The sequence below is a fragment of the Syntrophomonas sp. UBA5494 genome (genome assembly GCF_002426325.1).
The window spans coordinates 8,241-18,885 of the sequence record NZ_DIPG01000121.1 but is presented as its reverse complement, the minus strand read 5'-3'; the positions used below and the strand labels follow the sequence as shown (position 1 = coordinate 18,885).

Annotated in this window: 10 protein-coding genes; 8 read left to right on the top strand and 2 right to left on the bottom strand. The window is 44.5% G+C overall.

The window, feature by feature from the left end; translation table 11 throughout:
* Window positions 1-1,668, top strand: a 1,668-nt coding sequence (locus B3W37_RS13305; protein WP_483176112.1) for a methyl-accepting chemotaxis protein, incomplete at its 5' end; no start/stop codon positions are given.
* Window positions 1,669-1,676: 8 nt separating this feature from the next.
* Entirely contained in the window at window positions 1,677-3,350 is a 1,674-nt protein-coding gene (locus B3W37_RS13300) for an EAL domain-containing protein (RefSeq protein ID WP_483170980.1), read from the top strand.
* A 72-nt stretch (window positions 3,351-3,422) separates the two neighbouring features.
* Here the strand turns inward: B3W37_RS13300 and B3W37_RS13295 are convergent, their stop codons facing one another.
* The gene (locus B3W37_RS13295) at window positions 3,423-3,923 is read right to left on the bottom strand and encodes a DUF5662 family protein (protein ID WP_481043188.1); all 501 of its coding nucleotides are present in this window, start codon (window positions 3,921-3,923) and stop codon (window positions 3,423-3,425) included.
* A gap of 535 nt (window positions 3,924-4,458) precedes the next feature.
* On the opposite strand from B3W37_RS13295, the gene B3W37_RS13290 reads away from it, so the two are divergent.
* The 3 genes from B3W37_RS13290 to B3W37_RS13280 all read left to right on the top strand — a co-directional run bounded on the left by B3W37_RS13290 (window position 4,459) and on the right by B3W37_RS13280 (window position 6,350).
* Window positions 4,459-4,656, top strand: coding sequence for an antitoxin VbhA family protein (locus tag B3W37_RS13290; RefSeq protein WP_483176111.1), 198 nt, complete (start codon window positions 4,459-4,461; stop codon window positions 4,654-4,656).
* Window positions 4,657-4,677: 21 nt separating this feature from the next.
* Window positions 4,678-5,292: a Fic/DOC family protein gene (locus B3W37_RS13285; RefSeq protein ID WP_483176113.1), complete on the top strand. Its 615-nt coding sequence runs from the start codon at window positions 4,678-4,680 to the stop codon at window positions 5,290-5,292.
* Window positions 5,293-5,450: 158 nt separating this feature from the next.
* Window positions 5,451-6,350 (top strand): RluA family pseudouridine synthase, encoded by a 900-nt coding sequence (locus tag B3W37_RS13280; RefSeq protein ID WP_483170981.1) that lies wholly within the window; start codon window positions 5,451-5,453, stop codon window positions 6,348-6,350.
* A gap of 9 nt (window positions 6,351-6,359) precedes the next feature.
* Here B3W37_RS13280 and B3W37_RS13275 read toward each other — a convergent pair whose 3' ends face one another.
* Window positions 6,360-6,437: a hypothetical protein gene (locus tag B3W37_RS13275; protein WP_483171020.1), complete on the bottom strand. Its 78-nt coding sequence runs from the start codon at window positions 6,435-6,437 to the stop codon at window positions 6,360-6,362.
* A 558-nt stretch (window positions 6,438-6,995) separates the two neighbouring features.
* On the opposite strand from B3W37_RS13275, the gene B3W37_RS13270 reads away from it, so the two are divergent.
* The 3 genes from B3W37_RS13270 to B3W37_RS13260 all read left to right on the top strand — a co-directional run.
* A complete protein-coding gene (locus tag B3W37_RS13270; protein ID WP_483176110.1) occupies window positions 6,996-8,141 on the top strand; it encodes a DUF3798 domain-containing protein in 1,146 nt (381 codons plus the stop codon).
* Between the two features lie 113 nt (window positions 8,142-8,254).
* Complete coding sequence (locus B3W37_RS13265) at window positions 8,255-9,841, top strand: sugar ABC transporter ATP-binding protein (protein ID WP_483170983.1); 1,587 nt, start codon at window positions 8,255-8,257, stop codon at window positions 9,839-9,841.
* A partial coding sequence (locus tag B3W37_RS13260; protein ID WP_483176109.1) for an ABC transporter permease subunit occupies window positions 9,828-10,645 on the top strand: 818 nt, incomplete at its 3' end. The genes B3W37_RS13265 and B3W37_RS13260, both read left to right, overlap by 14 nt.

Sequence of the window (10,645 nt, the reverse complement as noted above, 5' to 3'; positions counted from 1 at the left end):
AAGCGTCACATACTGAATATGATGGAAATGAACTTAAGTGATTCTGTTTCTGGAGTAGTGGAAAAAATGTCTATTTTACAAGCCACTACCGATTCCCGAGAATTCGACAATAAGCTTGCATATTTTTTAGGAAACCAAAGATCAAACTATCAGGAGCGCAATTATGGTCTCAGCCAATTTATTGTTGGAGATAACGGACAAAGAATTAAAGCCTACGGCAGCTTAACAGAATTTCCTGCCAGCAGCCTGGAATTAGAGCAGATGCTTGCCAATAAGACGGGCTTGATGGACACCAATTACCAGCAAAAGCGTTATACCATAGCCTATGCTTTTTCCTTGGAGAGAAAAGAACTCATTGCCCTGGCCCTTTCTCAAGACGAGTACTTGAAGCCGGTTTATGATTTGCGAAATATGATGTTCATGATTGGTTTAATTGCGCTACTTTTTGCTTGTGCCGCCGCATGGAGGATTATCATTAGTATTACCAAGCCGATTAACGACATGATGGATGCAGTTCAAAGCATTGAGTCAGGACAGCTTGACAGCTACATTCCTCAAAATGGCATACCGCTTGAACTTTCCAAATTGGGCCATAGTTTTGACAGCATGCGCAAATCATTGCAGCATTTTTTATCTCAAATCAATGCAACCGTTAAGACCCTGCAAAACAGCAGCTGCGAACTGGACGGCACCGCACAAAAACTCAAACAAGAATCAGATCATGTCACCGCCACCATGTTTCAAGTCAGCAAAAACGTTAAGAAACAAATGGATTCTGTGGAAGCCACCCGGCAGCTTATTAGTGATTTAAAGGAATCGGCGCATGAAATTAATCATCGCAATCTTACATCAGTGGAGATTAGCCAGGATGTACTAAGCATGTCTGAACAGGGGCGAAACTCGATAGGTGAGGTAATCGAAAAAATGGATGGAATCTGTGATTCCGCCAAACTAATTGAAAGAGCATTTGAACGATTGGAAGAAAAACTGCAGCAAACTTTGTCCATCAACACATCTATTGAAGGCATTGCCGGCAATACAAAAATGCTGGCCTTAAATGCAACCATAGAAGCTGCCCGGGCAGGGGCGTATGGAAAAGCCTTTGCAGTGGTGGCTGAAGAAGTAACTCAATTTTCTTTGGAAACACAAAACTTTTCTATACAGACAGCCAAAATAATCAGTCTGGTGGTTCAAGAATTTTCCGATCTCAGAAATATCTACAAACAGATGTATGGGGAGGTAATAAGCAGTTCAGAGGCTGCCGCATATTGTGGACAGACTTTTGAACAAATCAACCAACATATCATTAGAAACAAAAATGGCATTGAAAATGTAGCTGAATCAATCAAGTCGATACTATCACTTGCCATTAGAGTCAGCGATGAAGCGGAAACCATCTTGGCCGAGTCGCTAACTATTGACAACAGAATTTCCGAAATGACGCAAGCCGCCTTAAAGCAAAAAAGTTACGCCGCTTCTACACTTGAGCATTCTGCGAGATTAGCTGAACTGGCTCAGATATTACAAGAATTTATGAATTCTATTAAGATTTGTTCTACGACTTCAGTCTCCACCATTGAAACTGAACAACTATTATCGAATGAAGAGCCATTCGAAATTGTGGCTTCCCATAATTCGGAGGAAGAAGGAGCAGTATGGCCGGCCTAATTAGACAGATGAATCATGTATTAAATTATTTTACGCCCAATCATACCCAGACTCCGCATACCAATGACAGGGTGACCGATTTGCCAACTATGGTTACCATGTTTCCTATTATCGAGTACCAGTTGAGCAAAACAAAATTAGGTCTTATCTATCTGGATATTGAGAACTTTAAATCTATAGAAACTTTATATGGCCGCGACATCTGTGATAAAGTGCTGGGAAAAGTAGCGAACACTTTGCGTGACTTACCGGTGTGTTTTGGCGGACCCCGGCAAAAATTCGGGGTGTGCAGCCTGGGAGGGGACGATTTCCTAATCTTTGTTGATGCTCCTGACCTGGTCAGCTACGAGCAAGAGTACATCAATATGAAGGCTTACTATGAAGAAGAACTCAATCATTCCATCGAATCCCTGGAACTGCATAAACGTCTTAGTCTGCATATTGGATATACGGATATTCAGAACCGACGTGGCGCCCATGTTGAATCATTGGTTTATCAAGCTCAGAAAGAGGCCTCCTTCGCGGCCAAGCATTATATTAATGCTAAAGAGCATTCAGACTGGCAATTGATGCGAAAAATCATTAACAAGCAACAGATCAGAAGTGTTTACCAGCCGATTGTCTCATTGAAGACAGGCGACATCAAGGGATATGAAGCTTTGTCAAGAGGGCCGGAGGGAACCATTTATGAATATCCCAAACAGCTTTTTTCCGCTGCCGATAAATACAAATGCTTACTGGAATTAGAGGAATTGTGCAACAGCCTTGCCATTACCAGGGCGGTAAATGATTTAGGAAAGAATTATCTGTTTCTAAACATTAATCCAGTCGTTCTGAATCCGGTTAACTATCGTCAGGCTCATATCCAGGAGGTTCTTCGTAAAAGTGGGATTGATTTCAGTAGTGTTGTCTTGGAGTTGACTGAAAGAAGTGAAATTAAAAACTTTGATGAACTCCGCGAAACTATCCGCTATTATCGCAGTTTGGGATTCTTGATTGCCATCGATGACGCTGGAGCCGGTTATTCCAGCTTGCAGGCCATCGCTGAATTGAATCCGGAGTTTGTAAAAATTGACATGTCACTGGTGAGAGACATTGACAAGATACCTATTAAAAGGGCTCTGATGGAAACATTTATAGACTTTTGTTCAAAAATAAACGCTCATATTATCGCCGAAGGAATAGAAACATTTGAAGAGTTAAGAGCCCTCAGCAATAGCGGTTGTGAATTCGGACAGGGATTTTTCCTAACCCGGCCAGGCCCCATGCGATCTGAGATCCCAGTGGCGGTGCGCAGCCTGATACAGCTTTGTTACACAGAAAATCGAAGTAATCCATATTCCTCCCAGAAGAACGTAGGGGAAATCGTAGACTATAACCAGTATATTACCCCGCAGGTTTTGGTGGAGCAGGCCAAGGATTCAAATCCACTTACCGGACTGCCAGGCAATCGCTGTATAACCCAGCGCATCATGAATGAATTAAGTACTAATGAACGTGAATTTATGATTCTCTACTTTGATTTGGATAGTTTTAAAGCCTTCAACGATCATTTTGGGTTTGAACATGGAGACAGGGTCTTGGTATTTTTGGCGCAAATGATTACCAATATGGTATTACAGCGCGGTAATGCGGAAGATCTCAAATTCGGGTTAAGTCCCAGATCCGGCCCAATACGATAACATTCCGGATGGGGAAAAAGAAATCAAAGTCAAAAAAGTTAAGCCGCAATAACAGCAAAACACAAAACTTATTTATAAACCCTGGAAATAATACCTGCAATTGACTGCTGCTGCCGATTCGTTGATCCTGTCCAGGGAATCCGTTATTCTGCTATTATAAAGCAATTGTTCAACCTGACTCCGTGTAGCGGGGTGCAGGATTATTTTGTGTTTATTGGCATGATACCAGGCCAAGGTATCGGCTTGACCCTGAGCAAGACCAGCCCCCCGCCAGTCAGCAACCATTTCTTTAACATATTTTTCAGGCATGGGGAGAACCCGGGGACTATTGTCATCTCCATGCAGAATCCACCACTGCCAGTGATGGCGATTCCGTTTTTGGTGTTTGAGCCATGCCAATGTGGGTTCGAGAGCCTGACTTCCGCGGTATTGGCCGCTAACCTGATTCTGATAATAGTTTGCGTAGGCAATAAACTCACCGGGGAGGAATTTGCTGATATCGTGCAATATCCCCAAAAAGGGAATGCCATACCGGCAGCACTCTAGAAAGACATACCATTTGTGACGAACCAGATAATTAAAAAAAATCAGGTATTTCGTATACTTCTCCTCCCTCCGGCATTGCCTGCGTCCTCGGCTTACGTTTCAGCTACTAATAATATTTTCGCCTATTATGGTTATAGAAGTATTGATCCTGGGTAAATATAAATATCCGGCCATGTAAAATAATTGTAAGAGTAAGCAAATATTATATTGCCTGCCTTCAAAGCCGGCATACTCTGGCCAGTAAATGCTGCAATTGTTATCCCTTACCTCCTGCTTAGGGTTAAGTAGACTATTGCCAGACAGACCACCCTTACCTAGATTGCGGTTGCTTTTCCGGGCTCAGCTCCGCCCGCCCCACGGGACTTAAAATCCCGCGGGGCTCAAACCCCGTACCGGTTCGGCCCCGGTCTCGGGACCATCAAGATAAAATTGCCGGCTTAACAGTCCGGTTTTTGGTTTTCTGGGAATTGCTTCAGTTTGATCGAAGACGATTCCTGCTTTCCGGCTGTCTTAATTCTTTTCCACGTAAACTCGGGTATAATTAATAATGGAGGTGTTATTAATGCCTAAAAAGAAACCTTATCAACAAGCCAATGTTAAGCGTATAATGGCCAACGTTGAATCTACTATGAAGGTGGAAGGGATTCAGCTAAGCGCCAGATCTACAAAAATCACCAGAAAATACCTGAATGGCAAAATTAGCAGTGAAGAAGCGGTTGCCAGTATAATTAAACGGCACTCTTCGAAGTTTGATAAGTAATGACAGGTAAGTTCTCTCGCTATAGCAGGACGGATAGGAAACAATCAATATATTGTTACGAGGGTACGGAAGTTCTCATTAATAATAAAAGGTATAAAAAATATAAGGAATCTGGAACTTTTTGAGAGAGAAATTACAGCCCAGCGGCTGTCAGAGCTTGAACTCGAGAATCCCGTCAAAGGACGATTTAGCCCTGGCCATCTTAAGAACATTCATAAATACATCTTTCAGGACGTCTATCCATTCGCTGGCAAATACAGGGTTGAAGATATGTGGAAAGGAAAAACCTTCTTCTGTAAGAGCCAGTATATCCATGAAAACCTGACCACACTCCTGAAGGGCCTAAAGGAAGAACGCTATCTGACAGGCTTAAATGCCGAAGATTTTTGTCGCCGAGCTGCGTATTATCTGTCCGAATTAAATATGATCCACCCATTCCGCGAAGGAAACGGCAGGGCAATCAGGGAATTTATGCGACAACTAGGCCTGAAAGCCGGTTATAGAGTGGATTGGTCATTAGCCGAGCCAGGTCTTATTCTTGATGCGATGATAAGATCCGCTAATTTAACATTAGAACCACTGGTTCAGTGTATTCGCAAAACCATTGTTAAAATAGACAACAAAATAGACAGCTAGCGGCGAGCCCCACGGGACTTAAAATCCCGTGAGGCTCAAACCCCGTACCGGTTCGACCCCGGTTTCGGGACCACTACGATAAGAAAGACCGAGAGTTTTGACTCTCGGGTTTATTTTTATATAATGGATTTACTGCTATTACAATGAGGAGGATCTCTATGAAGACTTCCCGCCATGGAAAGCCAGGCAAACCGCCAACTCGATTGGAGGTATCGGAGCCAGCGGAGTTGATGGAGTTTCTAATAGGAAAAATGCCTTCACAAGCCCGTAACAATATTAAATCCCTATTAACCCACCGCCAGGTTCAAGTAGATGGAGAAGTGATTTCTCGCTATAACCATCTCCTGCAAGTGGGGCAGGAAGTAATGATTCACTGGTCGCTGATAAGGGATGAGGGGTCGGACAGAGGCTTAAAGATCCTATATCAAGACTCGGAAATAATCGTTATTGATAAGCCGGCCGGATTGTTATCCATCGCTTCAGACCAGGAAAAGGAGATCACCGCCTATCGGCAAGTAAGGGACTATGTAAGTGAAGCTGACCCGGAAGAGCGGATCTTCATTGTTCACCGTTTGGACCGGGATACCTCCGGAGTCATGATGTTTGCCAGAAATGAAAGCATTAAGCATGTGTTGCAGGATTCATGGAAAGAAATTGTGATCGATAGAGCCTATGTTGCAGTCGTGGAGGGCGGGATCAGTGATAAGCAAGGCACTATAAAATCCTGGTTAAAAGAAACTAAGACAAAGCTGATGTACTCCAGCGGCAGGGAAGGGGATGGACTGGAAGCCGTCACCCATTATAGAGTACTGCAAACCAATGCCAAATACTCACTGTTGGAAATCCGGCTGGAGACGGGGAGAAAGAATCAGATACGGGTTCATTTGAAAGATATGGGACATAGCATCATTGGTGACAAAAAATATGGCTCTACAACCAACCCTATCGGGCGGCTGGGATTGCATGCCCATATATTAGCCTTCAAACACCCCGTATCCGGGCGGGTGATGCGCTTCGAAACTGAAGTGCCCAAGAAATTTACCAGCTTGTTTCGATAGAGTCATAGACTAGGCCAGGATTTCTAAAAAGGCATTGATCCTGGTATTTATCTGTCCCGTGTCTGCCTGCGAATAATCTGTTTCCAGGCAAAGATATTATTTCTGCATAGCGGCGCCAAGACGTCAAGGCCGGATAGTATGCTAATAAAATGGCATACTATCCAGGCAGCTTGAAAGACATATCTCCTGTTGTATAGGGGTTTTCCAGCGGGTCATTTATACATTTATGGCACATATAAACGGGAACTACACATCCGCAGCCGTGACCAAACAAGTCATAAAAGCAACAGTCATTACACAACGGCATTCCGCATCCCTGGCATTTTAGGGTCGCGGTCTGTTGGCAAACCTGGCATATCATGTACATCCCCCCCTTGCTATCATTATATATCCTCGGTTCAATTCAAGCACCAAAAAGCCCGCAGGTTAAATAGCTCTTAATAAAGTATAACTGCAAGTAATTAGACAGATAAAATTTGCTAATATATAATGTGATGGAAATAGTAGCAAAAACATAGCATAAATAATCATGTCGAAAAATTTGGAAGCAAATCGTTATACATTGATATTAGGGGGTATGAATACAAATAGCGGTTTAGTAAATATAAGTAGCCGTTCAAAGGAAGCATTGGGGAGGGAAAAGAATTGAAAAAATACATATCTTTGTTATTAATGATTCTAATAATGGCCACTTTGGTGGCGGGTTGTAGCAATACAAGCACTACAACTGTTAAAGAACAAACAAACGATTACAAAATCGGCGTGGTTACTCCAACATTATCCACCAGCGAAGATGAGTTCAGGGCTGCCGATATGATGGCCAAAAAATACCCCGATATAGTCAAACACATTACCTTGCCAGAGAATTTCTCCACCGAGATTGAAACCGGATTGAGCCAGATCACCTCACTGGCCGATGATCCCAAAATGAAAGCCATCATTGTGATATCCGGGCAGGCCGGATTACTGCCGGCCCTGCAGAAGGTGGAAGAGAAAAGGCCTGAGATCATAACCATGACTGCTCCCATCTGGGATGACCCGGCCTTGATGTCCAAGTACGTGGATGTCAACCTTGACACCGACTGGGTGAGGAGAGGCGTTGCTATTGCGCAAAAAGGGCACGAAATGGGTGCCAAAACGATGATTCACTATTCATTCCCCACTCATTTAGCTAAAGAAGTGATTTCCCAGAGGAAAGATTCCATGGAGAAGACATGTAAAGAACTGGGGATGCAGTGGGTCGAGGTGGTCACTCCTGATCCCCAGACCGGGGATGGAACCGGGCCCATGCTGCAATTCCTGCGGGAAGATGTTCCCCGGCAGATCGACAAATATGGACCGGATACCGTTATATTTGGTTCAAATTGTCCCATGTACGATGTGATCATTGACGAAGCCTTCAAATTAAAATTTATGGTCGTGGAGCAATGCTGCCCGACTCCTCTTCAGGCCTACCCAACCGTTTTAGGCTTGCAGATTTCGGAGGAAGATGCCTGGGATTTCGCTAAAGTAAACGGTATGATATCGGAAAAAGCCGCTGCTGCCGGAATGACAGGCAGACTGGGCGGATGGCCCATGCCGGCAACGGTATTCATGCCGGAGTTCGGAGTTGAACTGGCTAAGAAAATGATAGAAGAGCCCAACTTTAATTACAAAGATGTTGATGCTCTGAACCAATACGCCAAAGAAGTCGCCGGCAGCGAAGTGAGTTTCAGCAAGTTTAAAGCCACGGAAGACGGCGCGGAGTATCCTAATTACTTTGTAATGATTATGAAGACCATTCTCTATTAAGCGCGAATTGAAAAAAATGCAGGCTGTCGTATATTTTATAACGACAGCCTGTGTTCTTTTTCCATATCGGCCTTGATGCTCACTGAAAAATTATCAATGCACATGGGATAACAATGACAAACATGCTGGAGATTAAACATCTGAATAAAAGCTATAATGGGATTCCGGCTTTGAGCGATATCAATCTGTCCATACCGGCCGGTGAAATACACGGCCTGGTGGGGGCCAACGGCTCCGGTAAGACGACCCTGATGAACATCTTGTTCGGTAATCCGATTATAGAGGCAAGCGGCGGATATGAAGGCGAGATTTATTTTTGTGGTAAAAGAGCAGCTTTCAAAAATTGCGGCCATGCGATCCAACAGGGGATCGGAATGATCCACCAGGAATTCGCCTTGATTCCTGATATGACAGTAGCGGAGAATATCAAGCTGGGTCGTGAAAATACCATGCCCTTCACCAAGCGGCTGTTTGGCCAGTCCTTTTCTTTTATCGACCGCAAGAAAGATGATGCCGGCGCCCAGCGAACCCTGAACAAACTGGGGATCGATCTGAATGTGGGGTTGAAAGTCATTGATCTTACCAGCAATCTGAAACAATTTGTGGAGATTGCCCGGGAAATCCACCGCACTGATTTGAAACTGCTGATATTGGATGAGCCGACAGCTGTGCTTAGCGGCAGCGATGGTTTGAAATTGATCGGGATCTTAAAGGAAATGTCCGACCGTGATATCGGAATATTATTTATTTCTCACCGCCTGGAAGAAATACAGCATGTCTGCGATAGAGTCAGCGTTTTGCGGGATGGCCGGCTTGTGGCCCAGTATGAAAAAGGAAGCATCTCGATAAACAATCTGGCCAAGGACATGATTGGACATTTAGTGGAAAAAGCAGCGGCAAAAAAAAGAGAGATTGGCAATAAAACTATTATCACATTTAAACGGTTTGCGGTAGAAATGCCCGGCGAAGCCATCAGAGACCTGGATCTCGATGTGTATGAGGGCGAAATATTGGGTATAACCAGCCTGTCAGGCCATGGGAAACTGGCATTGGGTTACGGAATGATGGGAATGTACCCGGTAAATGGAGAAGTGTCTTACCGAGATGAGAAAATAGCCAGGATGGAGGCCAGGGGGAATATCATGAACGGCATGTATTTACTGCCCGATGACAGACAAGAGCTGGGTATCATGGCCGACCAGTCAGTGGAGCACAACATTGTTTTTACCGGCAACCAGGTGAAAAATATGTTCATCAGGGAATCTTGCGGTTCTTTTTTAGGATTTATCGACCGCCACAAAAGCCGGTCGCACGTTAATAAAATGATCGAGGATTTTGACATTAAGTGCAGCTCGGTTAAACAAAAGGTAAAAGAGCTGAGCGGCGGCAACCAGCAGAAGGTCTGTGTTGCCAGGGCCCTGACCGTCGATCCGCAATTATTGTTTGTGGCCGAGCCGACCAGGGGCATCGATATCGCCGCCAAAGAAAAAATACTGAATATGCTGATTGAGATCAACCGCACCAGAAATACTACCATCGTTATCATGTCGAGTGAATTGGATGAATTGAAACGGGTATGCGACCGGATTGCGGTTATGGTGGAGGGGAAAATCTTTAAAATCTTATCCTCTGATTCATCCGATGTGGAGTTCGGGCTGGCTTTGTCCGGTGAAGAAGGTGCGGAATATGAGCCATTATAAGCTGAAGCCGCCGCAGATCATTATTTCCCTTTTTTTATTGCTTTTGGTGGTTATAGCTTCTGCCTTGCGGATGGACTTGACAGCTTTGCTGAACCAATCCATAGTCAAGCTGGTGATGAACGGGGTCCTGGTGCTTTCCCTCATACCCATGCTGAATGTGGGGGCGGGGATGAATTTCGGCCTGCCGGTAGGTATTATCGGCGGGTTGCTGGGGATGTGCCTGGCGGTTAATTTCAGGATGACCGGGTTTTATGGTTTTTGCATGGCCTTGCTGTTCAGCCTGGTTTTTTGTATGCTCCTGGGCTGGATCTATGGTTTGATCCTGAACCGGGTCAAGGGCCGGGAGGAAATCGCCGGCATATTCATCGGCTTTTCCTTTATACCTTTGATGAACTATTTTTGGACCCTGGTTCCCTTTAAAAACCGGGAAATGCTTTATCCCATCGGCGGTCAGGGCTTGAGACCCAGAATTAGTCTGGAAAACTATTTTAATCATGTTTTGGATGACCTGGGGGTTATAACCGTCAGCGGCATAGAAATACCTTGCGGACTCTTGGCCTTTTATGCGCTCGTCTGTGTGTTTTTGTATCTGTTCTTTTTGACCAAAGCCGGTCGTGCTGCGATTGCCGTGGGAGAAAACGAATCATTCGCCAGGTTATCGGGGATAAATATTGCCCAAACCCGTCTGATCGCCATCATTATTTCCACTGTTATCGCCGGTTTTGGCATTTGTGTTTATGCCCAGAGCTATGGTTTTATACAGCTTTACGACGAACCCCTGTCGATGGCTTTCCCTGCCATAGC

Coding starts and splice junctions, on each gene's coding strand:
- B3W37_RS13300 (WP_483170980.1), top strand. CDS start 1,677: ATGAATCATGTATTAAATTATTTTACGCCCAATCATACCCAGACTCCG.
- B3W37_RS13265 (WP_483170983.1), top strand. CDS start 8,255: ATGACAAACATGCTGGAGATTAAACATCTGAATAAAAGCTATAATGGG.
- B3W37_RS13290 (WP_483176111.1), top strand. CDS start 4,459: ATGCCTAAAAAGAAACCTTATCAACAAGCCAATGTTAAGCGTATAATG.
- B3W37_RS13280 (WP_483170981.1), top strand. CDS start 5,451: ATGAAGACTTCCCGCCATGGAAAGCCAGGCAAACCGCCAACTCGATTG.